General features: G+C 36.4%; 8 protein-coding genes. All 8 read left to right on the forward strand.

The features are described 5' to 3' along the window. The first annotated feature begins 10 nt into the window (after positions 1-10). Positions 11-4297 carry a DNA-directed RNA polymerase subunit beta' gene (gene rpoC / locus CW751_RS12000; RefSeq protein ID WP_101335269.1) on the forward strand — a complete coding sequence of 1429 codons (4287 nt, stop codon included), beginning with the start codon at positions 11-13 and terminating at the stop codon, positions 4295-4297. Positions 4298-4365: 68 nt separating this feature from the next. After that, positions 4366-4680, forward strand: coding sequence for a DUF3467 domain-containing protein (locus CW751_RS12005; protein WP_101335270.1), 315 nt, complete (start codon positions 4366-4368; stop codon positions 4678-4680). A gap of 37 nt (positions 4681-4717) precedes the next feature. Continuing rightward, entirely contained in the window at positions 4718-6121 is a 1404-nt protein-coding gene (lpdA, locus tag CW751_RS12010) for a dihydrolipoyl dehydrogenase (RefSeq protein WP_101335271.1), read from the forward strand. A gap of 86 nt (positions 6122-6207) precedes the next feature. Continuing rightward, positions 6208-7317 carry a glycosyltransferase family 4 protein gene (locus CW751_RS12015; RefSeq protein ID WP_101335272.1) on the forward strand — a complete coding sequence of 370 codons (1110 nt, stop codon included), beginning with the start codon at positions 6208-6210 and terminating at the stop codon, positions 7315-7317. Positions 7318-7369: 52 nt separating this feature from the next. Beyond that, positions 7370-9319, forward strand: a complete 1950-nt coding sequence (locus CW751_RS12020; RefSeq protein WP_101335273.1) for a hypothetical protein — start codon at positions 7370-7372, stop codon at positions 9317-9319. Beyond that, the gene (locus CW751_RS12025; protein WP_101335274.1) at positions 9274-10812 is read left to right on the forward strand and encodes a hypothetical protein; all 1539 of its coding nucleotides are present in this window, start codon (positions 9274-9276) and stop codon (positions 10810-10812) included. Before CW751_RS12020 ends, CW751_RS12025 begins: the two co-directional genes overlap by 46 nt. A gap of 142 nt (positions 10813-10954) precedes the next feature. After that, the gene (locus tag CW751_RS12030) at positions 10955-17383 is read left to right on the forward strand and encodes a T9SS type B sorting domain-containing protein (RefSeq protein ID WP_101335275.1); all 6429 of its coding nucleotides are present in this window, start codon (positions 10955-10957) and stop codon (positions 17381-17383) included. A gap of 30 nt (positions 17384-17413) precedes the next feature. Next, a partial coding sequence (locus tag CW751_RS12035; RefSeq protein ID WP_133122207.1) for a beta strand repeat-containing protein occupies positions 17414-20721 on the forward strand: 3308 nt, incomplete at its 3' end.

The following is a 20721-nucleotide window of genomic DNA, read 5'->3' on the forward strand; positions in this document are numbered from 1 at the left end:
TTTGAATAAAATGGCGTATAAAAAAGATAATCAAAATACGGTAAAAGACTTTAATAATATTACCATTTCGCTTGCTTCACCAGAACAAATTTTGGAGCAATCGAGTGGTGAGGTTTTGAAACCGGAAACCATTAACTACAGAACCTATAAGCCTGAAAGAGATGGTTTGTTCTGTGAACGTATCTTTGGACCTGTTAAAGACTACGAATGTCACTGTGGTAAATACAAAAGAATCCGATATAAGGGGATTGTTTGTGATCGTTGTGGTGTTGAAGTAACAGAGAAAAAAGTAAGACGTGAAAGAATGGGTCACATCCAATTGGTTGTTCCTGTTGCACATATATGGTACTTTAGATCTTTACCGAATAAAATTGGTTACTTGTTAGGTTTACCAACGAAAAAGTTAGATCAAATTATATACTATGAAAGGTATGTTGTCATCCAATCTGGTCTAGCTAGAAATGCAGACGGTGAAGAGTTGGACAAAATGCAATTTCTAACAGAAGAAGAGTATTTAGATATTCTTGATGAATTGCCTCAAGACAATCAATACCTAGATGATACCGACCCAAATAAGTTTATTGCTAAAATGGGTGCTGAAGCTCTTTTTGATTTATTAAAAGGATTAGATCTTCATCAATTGTCTTTTGATTTAAGGCATAAAGCCAATAACGAAACTTCAATGCAACGTAAAAATGAAGCATTGAAACGTTTACAAGTTGTTGAAGCTATGCGCGATTCTCAGGACAGAATTGAAAATCGTCCCGAATGGATGATTATCAAAGTTGTTCCAGTTACTCCTCCAGAATTGAGACCATTGGTACCATTAGATGGTGGACGATTTGCGACATCTGATTTGAATGACTTATACAGAAGGGTTATTATTCGTAATAACCGATTAAAAAGGTTGATTGAAATTAAGGCTCCTGAAGTTATTTTGCGTAATGAAAAACGTATGCTTCAAGAATCTGTAGATTCTTTGTTTGATAACTCTAGAAAATCGAGTGCAGTTAAAACTGAATCAAACAGACCTTTGAAATCGTTATCTGACTCTTTAAAAGGAAAGCAAGGTCGTTTCCGTCAAAACCTTTTGGGTAAGCGTGTTGATTATTCAGCACGATCTGTTATTGTTGTTGGTCCTTCATTGAAACTTCACGAGTGTGGACTCCCAAAAGATATGGCTGCTGAACTTTACAAGCCTTTTGTTATTCGTAAATTGATTGAAAGAGGAATCGTAAAAACTGTAAAGTCTGCCAAGAAAATAGTTGATAAAAAGGAAGCTGTTGTTTGGGATATTTTAGAAAATGTAATTAAATCTCATCCAGTTCTACTTAACCGAGCACCTACACTTCACCGTTTGGGTATTCAAGCGTTCCAACCTAAATTGATAGAAGGGAAAGCAATTAGTTTACACCCGCTTGTATGTACCGCTTTTAACGCCGATTTCGATGGTGACCAGATGGCGGTTCACTTACCTTTGGGGAATGCTGCTATTCTTGAGGCACAGTTGTTAATGTTGTCTTCTCATAACATTTTGAACCCTGCAAATGGTGCGCCAATCGCTGTACCATCTCAGGATATGGTTTTGGGATTATACTATATGACAAAAGGTCGAAAATCAGACGAGGAACGTACGATGATTGGAGAAGGAATGACTTTTTATTCTCCAGAAGAGGTTCGTATAGCTTTAAATGAAGGTGGTGTAGATTTACACGCCCATATAAAGGTTAAAACTGAAATTCTTAACGATGAAGGTGGATTCGAACAAAAAATTATCGAAACAACTGTAGGAAGGGTTTTATTTAATGAAATGGTTCCTAAAGAGGTTGGTTACATCAATGATGTATTAACCAAAAAAGCACTTCGAGATATTATTGGTGTCGTATTGAAGATTTCAGGTACTTCAAGAACAGTTCAATTCTTAGATGATATTAAATCTGTAGGATATGATATGGCCTTTAGAGGTGGTTTATCATTCAACTTGGATGATATTATCATTCCAAAAGAAAAAGAAATATTAGTAGATAAAGCAAACGCTAATGTTGGTGAGGTTATGGATAACTACAACATGGGGCTGATTACTAATAATGAAAGATACAATCAGATTATTGACATTTGGACACGTACCAATTCACGTTTAACAAACACGTTAATGGATCAATTGAAATCTGATAAACAAGGTTTCAACTCTATTTACATGATGTTTGATTCTGGAGCACGTGGTTCGAAAGAGCAAATTCGTCAGTTGTCTGGAATGAGGGGGCTTATGGCAAAACCTCAAAAGTCTGGAGCTTCAGCACAAGAGATTATTGAAAATCCAATTCTCTCTAACTTTAAGGAAGGTCTTTCTATTTTAGAGTACTTTATCTCAACACACGGTGCACGTAAAGGTCTTGCCGATACGGCCCTTAAAACTGCTGATGCTGGTTACTTAACAAGAAGGTTAGTAGACGTAGCTCAAGATGTTGTAGTTAATGAAAAAGATTGTGGAACCTTAAGAGGAATTATCGCAACACCATTGAAAAAGAATGATGAAGTTGTTGAACCATTATATGATCGAATTGTAGGTCGAAGCGCTGTACATGATGTATACGATGATGAAGATAATTTGTTGGTTGAAGGCGGAGAACTTATAACAGAAGACATTGCTAAGTCGATTGATGAAGCAGGAATTGACGAAGTTGAAATCCGTTCGGTTCTTACTTGTGAGTTAAGACGTGGTGTTTGTGCTAAATGTTACGGTCGAAACTTAGCTACGAACCGTGAGGCTCAATTAGGAGATTCAATTGGTGTGGTTGCTGCTCAGTCTATTGGTGAGCCAGGTACACAGTTGACATTACGTACTTTCCACGTTGGGGGTACAGCTTCTAATATTGCTGATGAAAGTGATTTGAAAGCAAAAGCAACTGGTCGTTTAGAGATTGATGAATTAAGAACAATTACCAAAACGGAAAAAGACGGTACCAAAAAGGAAATCGTTGTAGGTCGTTCTGCTGAATTAAAAATTATTGACGAAAAAACAGGCTTAGCTGCAATGACAGCCAATGTACCTTATGGTGCAGAAATGCTTGTAAAATCAGATACAGATATTACAAAGAACGATGTGATTTGTAAATGGGATCCATATAATGCGGTTATTATTTCCGAATATAATGGGTTTATTGAATTCGATAATGTTCTTGAAGGAATCACATACCGTGAGGAGGTCGATGAGCAAACTGGGTTTACCGAAAAGGTAATTACAGAAACTAGAGATAAGAAAAAGAATCCTACGATTATTATAAAAGATAAAAAAGGTGAAGTTTTAAAATCTTATCCAATACCGGTTAATGCTCACGTTTCTGTTAAAGAAGGTGACGAAATACATCAAGGATTCAGCTTGGTTAAAATACCTAGAGTTGGAGGTAAAGGTGGTGATATTACTGGTGGTTTACCACGTATTACCGAGCTTTTCGAAGCTAGAAATCCATCGAATCCAGCTGTAGTTTCTGAGATAGACGGAATTGCAAGCTATGGTAAAATCAAGCGTGGTAACCGTGAGGTGATTATTGAAGCAAAATCAGGAGAAAAGAAGAAATATCTTGTTCCATTGTCGAAACATATCTTGGTACAAGAAAATGATTTCGTTCGTGCTGGACAATCATTATCCGATGGAGCAATTACTCCAAAAGATATCTTAAATATTCAAGGACCAACAGCGGTTCAAGAATACTTAGTAAATGAAGTTCAAGAGGTGTATCGTTTACAAGGTGTGAAGATTAATGATAAACACTTTGAGGTTATCGTTCGTCAAATGATGCTTAAAGTAGAAATTGATGATGCGGGTGATACTAAGTTTTTAGAGAATCAAGCTATTCACAAGGCCGACTTTATGGAGGAAAACGATCGTATTTTTGGTCAGAAGTATATTACCGATGCGGGCGATTCAAAAAACTTAAGTGTTGGTCAAATCGTTTCTGCTAGAAGATTAAGAGATGAAAACACACAATTAAAACGTGAAGATGCTAAGTTAGTTGAAGCACGTGATGCAGTGGCAGCAACTTCTAAGCCTATGCTTCAGGGGATCACACGTTCTTCACTTCAAACACAATCATTTATTTCTGCGGCTTCCTTCCAGGAAACAACAAAGGTTCTGAATGAAGCTGCAATTTCAGGTAAAGTAGATCATTTACTTGGACTGAAAGAAAATGTAATTGTTGGTCATAAGATTCCGGCCGGAACTGGAGTTCGTAAATTTCAAAATATAGAGGTAGATTCTACTGAAACTTATAGCGAATCAACTGATAAAGTTGATTAACATCTTATAAACTGAAATAATAGGCTATCAATTTATATTGATAGCCTTTTTTTATTACCTTTATTCTTATGGAAGATAACAATAACAAGGAAAATAAAATTAACATAGAATTACCTGAAAACGTTGCTGATGGAGTTTACTCAAACTTAGCGGTAATAACACATTCGCAAAGTGAATTTGTATGTGATTTTGTGCAAATAATGCCAGGTGTTCCTAAAGGAAAAGTTAATTCTAGGGTTATTATGACCCCTGAAAATGCAAAACGATTATTAAATGCTTTGCATGATAATATTCAAAAGTACGAAGCAAATGCAGGGAAAATAAGTGATAATAATAATGATGTACCTCCTATTAATTTTGGTACACCACCTACAGAAGCATAAAACTTACATTTCTATAAAAATTTAATATACATTTATTATGAGTAAATACGACATTACTGTCATTGGTTCAGGACCAGGTGGATATGTTGCGGCTATTAGATGCGCGCAACTGGGAATGAAAACCGCTATTATTGAAAAATACGATACTTTAGGAGGAACTTGCTTAAATGTGGGGTGTATACCTTCAAAAGCTTTATTAGATAGTAGTGAACATTTTCATAATGCTAATCATTCATTTGAAGAGCATGGTATTGAGCTTGAAAACTTAAAACCTGACTTTTCTAAAATGGTTGAAAGAAAAAATAAAGTGGTAGATCAAACCTGTAAAGGTATTGACTTTTTAATGGATAAAAACAAAATTGATGTACTTCATGGAGTAGGTTCTTTTGTTGACAAAAACACCATTAAGGTAACTGATAAGAAGGGGCAAGAAAAAGAAGTAAAAACAGATAAAGTAATCATTGCTACAGGGTCAAAACCAAATTACTTTAAAGGTATGGAGCCGGATAAGGAACGTATTATTACTTCTACCGAAGCTTTATCTTTGAAAGAAATACCTAAGAAACTAATAGTTATTGGTGGTGGTGTAATCGGACTTGAGTTGGGCTCCGTATATGCACGATTAGGAACAGCAGTAGAGGTGGTAGAGTTTGCCGATAGTATAATTCCCACTATGGATAAAACCATGGGGAAAGAACTTACCAAGGTGTTGAAAAAATTGAAAATGAAATTCAATATGAAACACAAAGTTCAAAAGGTTGAAAATACTGGAAAAGGTGTAGTGGTTACAGCATTGGATAAAAAGGATAAAGAAGTCACTTTTGAAGCCGATTATTGTTTAGTAGCTGTTGGAAGAAAGCCATATACAGATGGTTTAGGTCTTGAGAATGTTGGAATCAAAACCACTGATCGAGGACAAATTGAAGTGAATGAGGATTTGCAAACTTCGGCAGATAATATTTATGCAATTGGTGATGTTGTCAAAGGTGCAATGTTAGCACATAAAGCCGAAGAGGAAGGAACGTTTGTGGCCGAAAAATTGGCTGGTCAAATCCCACATATTAATTATAATTTAATTCCTGGTGTTGTGTACACATGGCCTGAAGTTGCAGCTGTCGGAAAAACAGAACAAGAAATTAAGGATGAAGGAATATCTTATAACGTTGGATCTTTTCCAATGAAAGCATTGGGTAGATCTAGAGCCTCTGGTGATATTCAAGGCCTTGTAAAAATCATAACCAATAAAGACACCGATGAGATTTTAGGTGTTCACATGATTGGTGCAAGAGCAGCCGATCTAATCATGGAAGGCGTTGTTGCAATGGAGTATAGAGCTTCTGCAGAAGACCTAGTACGCATGTCACATCCACATCCTACCTATTCTGAGGCGGTTAGAGAAGCTGCAATGGATGCAACAGGGAAAAGAGCAATCCATATTTAAGTATCATGTTATTTATAGGTTGAAAAAATAAAATATAAAGATGTCTCTAGTAATTATTTATTTGAGACATCTTTTTATATCGTTATATGACTGATCAAAAATGTCGCATAGGTTATTTTTGTCCTTCTAAAAGTTGGGGTGGTTTAGAAATGAATCAATTGAGAAATGCTCAATGGATGAAAAACCGCGGTCATGAAGTTTTTCTATTCGTTCAAGAAGGTAGCAAGATTGAAGCAGAGGCTCACGAAGTAAATATACCAACAATATCAGTTCTCCCACATAAAAAATATTATGATGTTTTTCGGGCGCAAGCATTAAAAAGAAAAATAGAAAGCTTTGGTATTTCTCACCTTGTAGTCAGAGACCCCAAAGACATGAGTGTTTGTGCATTAGCTAAGACTTTTAGTCGATCTAAGTTCTTTCTAGCCTACTTTATGGAAATGCAAATTGGAATGGCTAAACGCGACATATTACATACTATTCGATATAAACAATATGATCTTTGGTCTTGTCCTTTGCCATGGCTTCAAAAACAAGTGCACACCCTTACCAAATTTCCACCCGAACGAACAGTTGTTATTCCATCAGGTTTAGATTTGGATAGATATTATGATGCTCCACCACCTTCAATTGCAAAGAAGAAACTAAAGTTAGCTACGGATGTTGAATATATTGGGTTGGTTGGTAGGTTTGACCCGCAAAAAGGGCAATTGCTGTTATTAGAAGCATTCAATCAGATTAAAAATAAGATCAAACACAACTTAGTTTTGCTTGGTGAGTCAACCCATGGTGAAGCAGATGAATACTTTCATCAATTGCGCGATTTTGTCAGATCAAATGACCTGGAGGACAGGGTGTTTTTTCGATCTTTTAGAAAGGATGTTGAGGTTTTTTATTCTGCAATCGATGTATTTGTTATGGCTACCGAGTCTGAAACCTTCGGTATGGTTACAATCGAAGCACTAGCTTCAGGTTGCAGAATTGTTGGAAGTAATAAAGGAGGTACAGTTGAGATTCTAAATCATGGTGAGTTTGGAAAGCTATTTATTTCTAAAAATGTAAATGATTTATCTAATCAAATCATTAATGCTATTGAAGATCCCGATTTTAATCCTCAAGAAGTGATTGAGGAATCAAAAAAATATAGTGCAGCAAAAATTAGTGCATCTGTTGAAAAAGTTTTTGGTTGTAATTAATTTATAGCTCTATCAGTGCACCAAACCTTTGTTAATAACGTTACTTAGAGGGATGAGACCTTTATTAAGATTGAATACTATTCTTGTTGTACTACTTACAGTGGTCACCTTGCCGCTTCTGAGTCAGGTTTCTAATTTAAGATGGAAAACTATTCCCGTTTCCAAAGACACGATAATTATTGACTCTTTAACCATTTATCAACCCAGTTTTTCAGCTTTTTGTAATTCGAAAAAAATTGATAATAAAAATTATTTCTTTGATGGAAATTCGCGTAAGTTCTATTTAAAACACAGCTGTGATAGTATCATTAAATTGCGCTATCGGGTTTTTGACATGAATTTTCAACAAGCCATACAATCAATTGATACGAGCTTGATATATCAGGATATTGGAAAGCCAAGAGAATATTATTATAATCAACCTAAAAGTAATAATGACTTTTTTTCAGACGATGGAATTCAAAAGTCAGGCAGTATTTCAAGAGGAATTAGTTTTGGAAATGCACAAGATTTATCTGTGAATTCGACATTAAATCTACAATTGTCAGGAGAAATAGCTGAAAATATGAATATCCTTGCAACGGTTACTGATGATAACCTTCCAATACAGCCGGATGGAAATACAAATCAGTTACAGGAGTTTGATCAAGTTTTTATCCAATTATTTGGAGAAGAATATAAAGTTATTGCTGGTGACTTTTGGTTAAAACGTCCCAAAGGCTATTTCATGAACTACAATAAGCGGGCACAAGGTTTATTGGGGCAATATACATGGGGCGATGATAATGCAAAGTGGAATGTACAGGGTGCTGGTGCGTTGTCAAAAGGTAAGTTTGCAAGAAATACAATTCAAGGCTTAGAAGGTAACCAAGGACCTTACCGCTTAAAAGGAAATGAAAATGAACCATTTATCATCGTTTTATCAGGTACTGAAAAAGTGTTTTTGGATGGTAGGTTGTTAGAACGTGGGCAAGAATTTGATTATGTTATAAATTACAATACTTCAGAAATAACATTTACCCCAAGAAATCAAATTACAAAGGATGATAGAATAGTTGTTGAATTCCAATATACCGACCAAAACTATGCACGTTCACTTTTTCAAGGAGGGATTGATTATGAAAGTGAACGCTTATCTTTCTGGATTAATTTATACACAGAACAAGATGCAAAAAACCAATCTCTACAGCAACAATTAACGAACAACGATAAAAAATTATTAGCTAATATTGGAGATACACTTTCTTTAGCGCGTTCATCTTCCATTGATAGTATTGGATTTGTTGATAATCAAATTACATATAAACTTATTGATAGTTTAGGACAGGATTCTGTATTAGTTTATTCTGTTCATCCAGACTCCGCTATTTATAGAGCGAGTTTTACTAATGTAGGAGAAGGGAATGGTAATTATATTTTTGATCGTTTTACAGCAGTTGGAAGGGTGTATAAATGGGTAGCACCTATTGGTGGAGTTCCACAAGGTAACTTTCAACCTTCAAGATTAATAGTAACACCAAAAAAATCAAGTTTAATTACAGCAGGAATAGATTATAAACTTAACGATAAATGGCGTTTCTTCTCTGAAATAAGTACTTCTAACTCAGATTTGAACACTTTTTCAAGATACGACAGTGAAGATGATAGAGGATTGGCTCATAAAACTAAAATTGAGGGTGTGTTTGACTTAGGAGCAGATTCTGCGTCAAACTGGCAACTTACAACAGGGTTGGATTTAGAATATCGAACTAGGAATTTTAATGAAATAGAGAGGTATAGAGGAGTCGAGTTTGATCGAGACTGGAATGTGAGAAATAAGGAATACACAGGTCAAGAAATTTTAGCTCATCTTTCAGGAGGAATATTAAATAGAGATTATGGAGGACTAGAACTTCAAGCACAGAATTATACCTTAGGTGAGGAATATCAAGGTAATCGCGCAAAACTTCTAGGCGATTGGAAAAAAATGGATTTGAAGCAAATGTTGATGCAAGTTACTTAAATGCCAATGCTGAAAATAAAAATACTTATCTAAGACATCTTTCTGAGGTTAGTCAAAGTTTAGGACCTATAAAAATTGGATTTGAGGATGACCATGAATTGAATGAATTTGTGACAGATAATCAATTTTTAGATCCGATTTCATATCAATGGTATGATTGGAAGGTGTATTTGGCAAACTCTGATAGTTTGAAAAACTCATTTAAATTATTCTACAGCGAAAGATACGATCGGAAAAGCGATTCTTTAAATTTAAAACTAGCAGCTGTAGGAAGAAGCGTAGGTGCTGATTATAACTGGATAACAAGTAATAAGCATACATTATCGACATTAGTGAGTTATAGAACTTTAAAGATTAAGAATAATTCGCTGATTGATCAAGCTCCAGAGAACACCTTTGTTGGTCGTGTTGATTATCGTCTCAACTTGTGGAGAAACGCATTAACTGCAAACACATTCTATGAAGTTGGTTCAGGGTTGGAGTTAAAAAAAGAGTTTTTATATATAGAAGTTAATGCAGGGCAAGGTGTTTACACCTGGATTGATTATAACGGGGATGGTGTTAAGGATTTGAATGAATTTGAAACTGCTCAATATCAAGATCAAGCAAATTATATACGGGTTTTTACACCTAGTAACGAATATGTGAGAATACATTCCAATGAGTTTAATCAAACATTGTTTTGGCGACCTGAAAGACTTTGGAGTAGTAAAAAAGGAGTTCTAAAATTTTTTTCAAGGCTCTCAAATCAGGCACGGTTTAAGATGAATAAAAAAATGGGAACTCAAAGCCTCGAAAGTTATAATCCAATCGCACGTAATATCACTGACTCTTCATTGGTTAGTTTTAATTCAACCGTTAGAAACACTTTGTTTTTTAACCGAACAAATCCTGTTTTTGGACTCGATTATACCATTTCAGAAACTGCATCAAAAACGTTGTTGGCAAATGGATATGATTCAAAGAAATTAAATTTTAATGCGGTAAATATGCGGTGGAACATATTCCGAGTTTTTACTATTAAATTAAATACTGAAATTGGTCAAAAACAATCCATAGCTGACTATACGACTGGAAGAAATTTTGACATAGATTATTACAAAGTTGAACCAGAATTTATTTATCAGCCTAATACAACATTTAGAATTTCTTTAAATGGTCGATATGAAGATAAGAAAAATAAAATCGAATTTGGGGGTGAGAAAGCAAGAATTGGAGACCTCGGAATAGGTGTTAAGTGGAATCAAATCGAAAAAGGGAGTTTAATGGGAGATTTTAAAATTGTAATTATTGATTTTAACGGTGCCACAAATAATGCCCTTTCTTATGAGATGTTGGAATCTTTAAAACAAGGGAAAAACTTAACATGGAACATTAATTATCAAAGAAACCTTAATAAAAACCTACAAATCAATATTCAATACAATGGCAGGCAATCAGAAGATAGTAAAACAATTCATGCAGGTGGTGTTGAGGTTAGGGCTTTTTTCTAAAATTATGCCTTCATATGAATAAAAAAAAGTATTTTTACATCAGAGGTGCTTCTAAAATTAACATAATCATCTTTATTTTAGAGCAACCCTTTTAGTTTTTTAAACGTATATATAACAGGTTAGATTATTTAATACATTTACTATGATGATGAAACTACATAAATTACTACTTCCGCTTGCCCTTTTACTTATAGGATTATTTGCTAACGTGAATGACGCAAACGCCACTCACGTTGCAGGTGGATATATTCAATTCGAGTGCACTGGAACTCCAGGTCAATATTTAGTAAGAATGATATTATATAGAGATTGTGGCGGGGCAAATCTTGGAACTGGTAATCGTGGAATTAGATTAACTAATAACTGTGGAGGAGTAGCTAATTTTAATCCTGTTTTAAATTATCAAAATCATACTGAGGTTTCGCAGGTATGTACAGCACAGGCAGGAAATACAACATGTAATGGAGGGCCTGTTCCAGGGTATGAAGAATATGTTTATGAAGCTATAGTTACTTTAGATGATTGTGATACATGGACTGCTAGTTATGAATTGTGTTGTAGAAACACAACAAACAACTTAGTTAATCAACCTAGATTTAATGTAACTACCCAAATTAATACAGCCACTGATAATTGTAATGATTCTCCTGTGGTTACCGCTCAACCAGAGCCTTATGTTTGTAGAGACCAACCTGTTTCCTATAATTTAGGAGCGTTTGAACCAGATGGAGACTCAATTGCTTATTCTTTAGTAAGTGCAACAACTTCTCCAGGTAATAATGTGCCTTATTCTGGTGGTTTTAATGGTGGTACTCCAATTCCTGGTGTGACTATAGATCCCGTTTCAGGAACAGTTACTTTTCTACCAACTACGGTTGGAGCTTATGTTTTTGTAATTCGAATGACAGAATATAATAGTAATGGAGATATTGTTTCAATTACTAATTATGATTACCAAACTTATGTTGAAGCTTGTTCGAATGAACTTCCTCAACCTCCGTCTTCGACCCCAGGCGGTGGAGTTACCAATGTAACAGGAAGTATTGTTCAAAACGGACCGAGTAGCCTTACCTTATGTCAAGGTTTTGAAGGTTGTTTTGATGTTGTTTTTACAGATCCTGATGCAGGCGATGTGCTTACAGTAGTTTCAAATCTTACTTCAGTTTTGCCTGGTGCAACAATTTCTGAATCTGGCGTGAATCCAGTAACTGTTTCTGTTTGTTGGACACCTATTACCACTTCCGGAACAGTAACCTTGAACTTTTTAGTTGAGGATGATGCTTGTCCAATTACAGGTCAAAATAATTATGGGGCTACAATTAATGTAATTAATCCAGGTGTTCCCAATGTTGTTACCACAACAGAAGCATGTGGTGGAACAGATGAAGGTACTGCCACAATTTCAATGGCGGGTGGAGCTCCTCCTTTTACGTATAATATAACAGGTCCAGTTAATGATAATAATACCTCAGGTAACTTCACGAATTTACCGCCCGGTAATTATGATTACACAGTAAATACTGGGGGTGGATGTGATTTAACAGGAACATTTACAATTGATCCAGGGCCTCCTTTACCCGTTACGGTGACTGAAACACCTTTAACTTGTAACGGAGCTGGTGATGGTTCTGCAACAGCTACACCTGGAGGGGGAACTGCGCCTTATTTTTATGAATGGTCTCAAGGTGGGACCCCAATTGGTCAAACATCACAAACTGCTTCAAATCTTAGCGCTGGAACTTATGATGTTTCTGTAACCGACGGTACTGGTTGTGTCACAGTTGCTACTGTTACTGTTACAGAACCAGATGTGTTAACTGGAGCATTAACACCTCTTGACGCTTTATGTTCTGGTGATGCGAATGGAGAAATCGATGTAACAGGAGTTACTGGTGGTAATACACCGTATACTTATAGTCTCAATGGTGGAGCGCCGCAGGCAGGAACAAATTTTTCAGGTCTTACAGCTGGAAGTTATCAAGTTGATATTATTGATTTTAAAGGATGTACCTTAACTTTAAATACTACTGTTGGAGAACCTACTCCCGTTTCAATTACTTTAGATAATGTAAATGATGCAACGTGTGGTGCAAATACAGGATCTATAGATGTTTCTGCATCAGGCGGACTAACGCCTTATCAATTTTCTTCAGGAGGACCATTGCAAGGATCTGGCAGCTTTACTAATGTTGCGCAAGGAACATATACTATAACTGTTACAGATGATAATTTATGTACTGCAGATGTTCAGGCAACTGTTGGTGCAGTTGCAGTGCCAACCGCTTTTGTTGATGATCAAACAAATTTAAGTTGTTTTGGGGGTAATAATGGAGAGGTTATTATTGGAACTACTGATGCAGCAACACCTATTTCCTATTCTTTAGATGGTGGCCCCGCACAACCTAGTAATACTTTTACAGGTTTAACAGCAGGTTCTTACTCGGTAGAGATAACAGATGGTAATGGTTGTACAGCAACAACAACCTTTACGTTAACTGAACCAAATGCGCTTACATTTACAAGTAACGCCACTCCTGCTTCATGTGCTGGTGAATGTGATGGTGAAATTGATATTACCGTTTCTGGTGGAACGACTCCGTATGAGTTCTCAAGTGATAACGGACTCTCTTTTGGAGGTAGCCCGAATTTAACTGGATTATGTGCTGGCGTTATCAATGTCGTTGTTAGAGATGGTGGAGGTTGTGTGTCAAACGCTACCGTTAACCTTGTGGAACCAGGTGCTTTGTCAGCTACTTTTGTTAATACCGATCCGACATGTAAGGACGGTTCAGATGGTCAAATTGAAGTAACCGCATCAGGAGGTTCACCTGTTTATTCGTACAGTGTTAATGGAGGGGCCTTGCAATCCGGAAATATATTGACAGGTTTACCCGCAGGATCACATGATGTAGTAGTTGAAGATAGAAATGGTTGTCAATTTACTTCGACTGAAGTGCTAAACAATCCTCCAGGTATTGATATTGATACTTTATCTATGACGCCTTCGAATTGCGGTTTCAATGATGGAGCAATTGAATTTATTGCTACTGGTTTAAATCCACCATTTCAATATTCTTTAGATGGTTCACCAAATCAAGCAAGTGGATTGTTTACAAATAGAGTAGCAGGAGCTTATCAGGTGGTTGTTACAGATAGAGAAGGATGTCAAGATTCAGTATTCTTTGGGATTAATGATATTCAGATGGACGGTGACCTAGTAAGAACGGAAAATGTTTCTTGTTTTGGAGGGTCTGACGGTGAGGTAGAGGTAATTAATTATGCAGGAGCTCTACCAATTACTTATGAACTTGATAACAGCGGAACAACTCAAACAGCTCCGTCATTTAACGGATTGCAAGCTGGAAGTCATATTGTAACGATTTACGATAGAGGACTTTGTGTATTTACGATTCCTTTTACATTAACAGAACCTGATCAATTAGATTTTGACGCTACAATAACTGATGCTTCATGTAATGGTGGTAGTGATGGAGAAATTGAAATAATCAATCCAAGTGGAGGTACCGGAAACTATCAATATAGTATAGATGGTGGATTTACTTTCCAAAACAGTACAGTGTTTAACGGCCTGGCTGCTGGTGCTTACACCATAACGATCATGGATGATAATTTCTGTTTCGAATCTAAAACATTTAATGTAGATGAGGCGCCATTAATTACTTTCACAACAAACTTATTTAACTTGTCTTGTAATGGTGATAATACTGGAGTAATTCAAGTTGTAGCTTCAGGTGGAACAGGAGGCTATGAATACAGTAACGATAACGGAGTAACTTTTCAAACTCCAAATACATTTGTAAGTTTAGCTGCTGGAACATACGATATTGTTGTTGAAGATGATAACAATTGTCAGGTTTCAAACACGGCTACAATTACAGAGCCTGCACCTCTAACTGCTGTTTATGCAGTGACAGATACTGAGTGTTTTGATGCATGCGATGGTGAAATAGCTATAACAGCATCAGGCGGTACAATAGACTATAAATATAGTGTTGATAATGGAGTGAATTATACCACAAACGGTGTCATAGGTTCACTTTGTGATGGAACTTATGACGTCTTAATTGAAGATGATAATGGTTGTGTGATCAATTCAACTCAAATAGTGAATGAACCTTCACAAGTTACATTTACATCAACGGAAACTCCGTCAACTTGTAGTGATCCAAATGGTGAAATCTCCATTACAGCAAATGGAGGAACTCCAGGATATACTTACAGTATTGATAATGGAGCAACTTTTGTCACGACCAATAACTTTACTGGATTAGCAGAAGGCACTTATGATATCATAGTTCATGATGATTTTAATTGTCCTGCAACTGGAACACAGACTGTAACAGACCAAGCCTCACCAGTTATTACCATGCTTTCCGGAACTGATCCTTTATGTAATGGAGATGCCAACGGAGAGGTTGAAGTAACCGTAACTGGCGGTAACCTTGGTTTATCTTATTCTGTAAATGGTGGCGCACCTCAAGGGAGTCCAATTCTAACAGGTTTGCCTGATGGAACACATACTATTGAGGTAATAGATGGAAATGGATGTACGGATACGGAAGATATTACCCTTACACATCCAGATCCTTTAACATTTACATCCGTGCCGACAGACTTATTGTGTTTTCAAAATTCTACGGGTAAAATACTAGTTACGCCAAATGGTGGAACCCCTGCTTACACATATTCTTTTGATAACGGAGCGAACTTTAGTTCTTCTCCAGCAAATGATTTTATTGCCGCTGGAACATACGATATTGTTGTAAGAGATCGTAATGGTTGTGAAATAACAGGAACTGAGACAGTAAATGAACCTGCTGAATTAGTATTTGATAATATAGTGGGTACAGACGCTACGTGTAAAAATACATGCGATGGTGAAATTGACTTAACTGTTTCAGGTGGTACAACTCCTTATACTTATAACTGGGTTCAAGGTGTTGGTGGTCCAAATGATAATCAAGTTAATGGTTTATGTGATGGTACTTATGACTTTATAGTAGAAGATGATAAAGGTTGTATTATCAGCGGTGATCAATTCATTGATGAACCGGATTCAGTTTTAATTACAAATATTGACGTTGATAATGTTAACTGCCATGGTGATTGTGATGGAGAGATTACATTGACTTCACCTACTGCTGTAGAATATTCTGTTGATGGCGGTGCAACATTCCAACCCAATAATACATTTCAAAATCTATGTGCAGGCGATTATAATGTAGTTGTACGTGATGCCGCTGGTTGTATTACAGAAAGAACCGCGAATGTATGGGAAGCAGACCCTTTAACATTATCCATTACAGATGATACAACTGTATGTTATGCATACAACTATCAGGTTGTTGCAAACCCAACTGGAGGTATTCAACCATATACTTATCAATGGAGCAATGGAGGGTCTACAACAGATACACTTGAAGTTATTGCAACAAATACGGATACTTATACGGTTCAATTATTTGATTACAATGGATGTACATTGCCTACTGAAAGTATGACCATTACTGTTATTCCATTGGTTGATATTGAAGTTCTTCAAGATACAACCATTTGTCCTGAAGGAACCGCAACTTTATCAGCAACAGGTCTTGATGGTTTACCAGGATACGACTATGTTTGGTCAAATGGAGAAACAACCAATACAATTAATGTTTCTCCGTCAGAATTGACTTCATATACAGCTACAGTAACAGATCAATGTGGAGATCAGGCCTCAGGTGATGTAACTGTTGATTTACATGGACTGCCTGAAGTGCTATTTGAAGGTGATTCCCTAGAGGGTTGTATTCCACATACTGTTAACTTTACTAACTTGACGAATCCTAGTGATGTGGGTGCAAATTGTTTATGGACAATAAATGGTCAGACATTTACCGGTTGTACAGACCTTGAATATACTTTTAATGCAGCTTTCTGTTATGATGTATCACTTCAGGTTGAGTCACCTTTTGGATGTATAAGCGATACTACTTTTGTTAATTATGTATGTATTGATGAATACCCAACTGCAAACTTTACCTTTAATCCTAATACACCAACAACTGTGAATAATTTAGTTGATTTTACAAACTTGTCCGTTGGTGCAGAATCATATAATTGGACTTTTGAAAATCAGGGAGGAACAAATGAAACTAATCCAAGTGTAATCTTTGATAATGTTTTAGATCCTTCTGAAATTCAAGTATGCCTAGAGGCAATATCTGAATATGGTTGTATTAGTGAAACTTGTCAAGATATTGAATTTAAAGAAGAGTTTGCTATCCATGTTCCGAATACTTTTACTCCTGATTATGATGATTATAATCAGACTTTTAAGCCCATTTTCCCACCTAAAGTTGAGGTTGATTCATATCAATTATTGATCTTTAACAGATGGGGTGAGATTGTTTTTGAATCTTTTGACTACCAAGTAGGGTGGGATGGAACCTATGGAGCCGATTCAGAAAAAATCGTTAAAGATGGGACGTACGTTTGGAAGATTAAAGTTACAGACGGAATTAATAGTGAGCCTAGAGAGTTCGTTGGACATGTAACCTTATTAAAATAATTGCGTATTACAAACACGTTAAAATAACTTATGAGAGATTTATCTAAAATTATAATTGTGCTGTTCCTTGGAATGGCACAATTTGCTATTACTCAAACTACATGTTTTCAAGCAGACAATAATTATGTTTTTGAAGGAGGATCAAGTACCAAAAGTATTGCTTATGGGGACTTCAATAATGATGGTGTTCTTGATGTTGTTATGGGAAACACGACAGGAGCCTCAGCAAATCCATCTCTACAACGTTTAATCTATATTGAAGGAAATAGTGGTCGTTCTTATGCTTTGCCAATTAATCAAACAAGTGGTGAAAGAGTAATGGATGTAGAAGCTGGAGATATAAATGGTGATGGTGATTTAGATGTTGTATTGATAAATTTTATTTCAAACAAGGTTTCCGTTGTATTTGGAAATGGTGATGGAACTTTTCAGACACCCGTAAGTTATACTTCAGGTTTTGGTCCTAATTCATTAGAAATAGCAGACTTTAATAACGATAGCCACCTTGATGTTGCTGTAATTGGAAATGGTAATGAATTAAATATTTTTTTAAATGATCCCGGAAATGTAGGAACTTTATTGCCTCAACCTTCTATTGGTTTAGGTGGAGGTACCAGTCCTTCAGGCATTGTTTCAGCTGATTTTGATAATGATGGAAATATAGATTTAGCAACCTCCAACTCTGCATTGGGAAATGCTTTTATCCTTAAAGGAGATGGAAGTGGTAACTTTACCAACGTGGCAACTATTACTACTGGTCTTGGTTCAGCCGATATTGCTGCTGATGACTTAAATGGAAATGGTTCTACAGATTTGGTAGTTGTAAATGAAGATGCTAATAATCTTTCAGTCCTTTTAAATAATGGATCGGGAACATTTTCATCTGCTGTAAATTATTCGGTAGGAACCAAACCAACCGCTGTTCAAATTGCTGATCTTGATGCTGATGGAAATAACGATATTGTTTGTATTAACGTTTTTGACAATTCTATGTCTATACTGGAAGGAACAGGTGGAGGTAGCTTTGCTAGTCAAAACGTAATTCAATCTTTTGGAACTCCCGAAGATTTGGTTATTGCAGATTTTGATGGTGACGGTTATTTAGATATTGCAAACGCCTCAAGTATAGGAGCGCAAATGCCTGTTTTTTACGGATTTGGTGATGGTAGTTTTGATATCGGAAAAGCAATTCCAGTAGGGAATAGTCCACGTGATGTTGCAATTGGAGATTTCGATGGAGATGGAAATAATGATTTTGTGAATGTGAATTTCAATGACAATACGGCGTCTATATTCTTAAATAACGGAGCAGGAGATTATTCTTTTTCTTTAAACCTAACAACAGGTGCAAATCCATCTTCAGTGACGGTGGGTGATTTTAATGGAGATGGTCAAGACGATATTATAGTTTCTAATTACACCGATGGAACAGCTAGTGTTTATTTAAATTCAGGTGGTGTGTTTTCTTCACCTACAACAATTAATGTCAATGCAAACCCTCTAAAAATTAAAAAAGGAGATTTTAATAGCGATAACAATTTAGACTTGTTTGTGCTCAATGAAGCTGATCAAGTAAGTGTATTGCCAGGTAATGGGGCTGGTGGGTTTTTGACGCCTATTACGTCATCTACAAATAGTACACCTAGAGATATTGCTGTTGGAGATATAGATAATGATGGAGACGATGATTTTGCAATTGCAGCTTTTGGAGCCAATAATGTGCAAACTTTTAAAAGTGATGGAATTTCAACTTTTACAGCTGCTCAAAGTGTAAATACTGGAAGTGGACCTAGCGGTTTGATCATGGCTGATTTGAATAGCAATGGTACCCCTGAACTTATTGTTGCATGTGAATCTACGAATCAATTGAATGTGAAAATTAATGGTGGATCAGGATTGTTTTCTCCTCTACCAGCTTTTAATAAAGTTTATCCAACTACTGAAGCCGATCCCGTAAGTGTTACCGCAGGAGATTTTAACGGAGATGGTTTTATTGATGTCGCCGTGGCGCATCGAATTTCTACTGGTTCTACAGGAAATGTGGTTTTATACGTTGGTGACAATGCAGGAAACCTTACGAAAGACAATAAATACGTAACAGGTCTAAATCCTGTTGCTATTGTTACTGGATTTTTAGATAATAACACAAGCTTAGATCTTGCAGTGGTCAATGAATTAAGTGACTATGTTTCTATTATGTTGAGTTCAAGTAGTAGTCCCGTAATTACAGCAAGTGGCTCACCAACAATTTGTGGGTCGGGAAGCGTAACGTTAACCTCTACTGCAGCTGGACAATATTTGTGGTCAAATGGTGCGACATCACAATCAATTACGGTGTCTACCGCTGGAGCTTACTCGGTTACAACAACAGCCCCAGGAGGAGGTTGTAGTGCAACATCAAACATTATAAATGTTACCGTTCAACCTAGTCCAACCCTTACCTTTACAGGAAATACAAATTTATGTATAGGAAATAGCACGTCGATAACAGTTTCAGGTGCTGATAATTATCAATGGTCAGACGGCTTAGGTACAGCAGCAACACAAAACTTAACACCGACAGCAAATAAAACATATCAAGTTGTAGGGACAAACGCAAATGGTTGTACAGATACCTTGGAGATCCCAATCACTGTAAATCCTCTTCCTGATGCTTCTTTTAATTCTTTGGCTAGCCAATATTGTGAAGCAGCAGGTGTTGTAAATTTAGTCCCAACAACTTCAGGAGGAACCTTTTCTGGACCAGGTACTTCAGGAACAACCTTTGATCCTTCAATTGCGGGTGTAGGAACGCATACCATTATTTACTCTATAACAGATGGAAACGGCTGTGTAAACACTTCAAGTCAAAGTGTTCAAGTTACCGCTGGAGGTGTCGATGCTACTTTTACAACTTTAAACGCTCAATATTGTGAAGATGACGCTCCAATAACACTCGTTCCTGTAAATTCTGGAGGAACATTTTCTGGTGATGGTGTTTCAGGTAATGTTTTTGATCCAGACGATGCAAATATCGGGACCAATACAATTACCTATTCAATTACTAGTGGCGGTTGCTCAGGTACATCTTCCCAAACTGTTACCATCAATGAAGTACCAGATCCTGATTTTAATGGGTTAAATAATGAATATTGTTTAAATGATGCCGCAGCAACTCTAGTTCCAGATGTTTCAGGTGGAACTTTTAGTGGACCAGGTATATCAGGGCTAAACTTCGATCCATCTGTTGCAGGTGTTGGTACACACTCAGTGGTTTACAATATTACCGTAAATGGTTGTACAGATTCAAAAACTAAAACCGTAACCGTAACCCCACTTCCAGATGCTACTTTCGCAGG

The organism is Brumimicrobium salinarum (assembly GCF_002844555.1).
Lineage (GTDB): Bacteria > Bacteroidota > Bacteroidia > Flavobacteriales_D > Crocinitomicaceae > Brumimicrobium > Brumimicrobium salinarum.

Coding starts and splice junctions, on each gene's coding strand:
- rpoC (WP_101335269.1), top strand. CDS start 11: ATGGCGTATAAAAAAGATAATCAAAATACGGTAAAAGACTTTAATAAT.
- CW751_RS12020 (WP_101335273.1), top strand. CDS start 7,370: ATGAGACCTTTATTAAGATTGAATACTATTCTTGTTGTACTACTTACA.
- CW751_RS12005 (WP_101335270.1), top strand. CDS start 4,366: ATGGAAGATAACAATAACAAGGAAAATAAAATTAACATAGAATTACCT.
- CW751_RS12030 (WP_101335275.1), top strand. CDS start 10,955: ATGATGATGAAACTACATAAATTACTACTTCCGCTTGCCCTTTTACTT.
- CW751_RS12015 (WP_101335272.1), top strand. CDS start 6,208: ATGACTGATCAAAAATGTCGCATAGGTTATTTTTGTCCTTCTAAAAGT.
- lpdA (WP_101335271.1), top strand. CDS start 4,718: ATGAGTAAATACGACATTACTGTCATTGGTTCAGGACCAGGTGGATAT.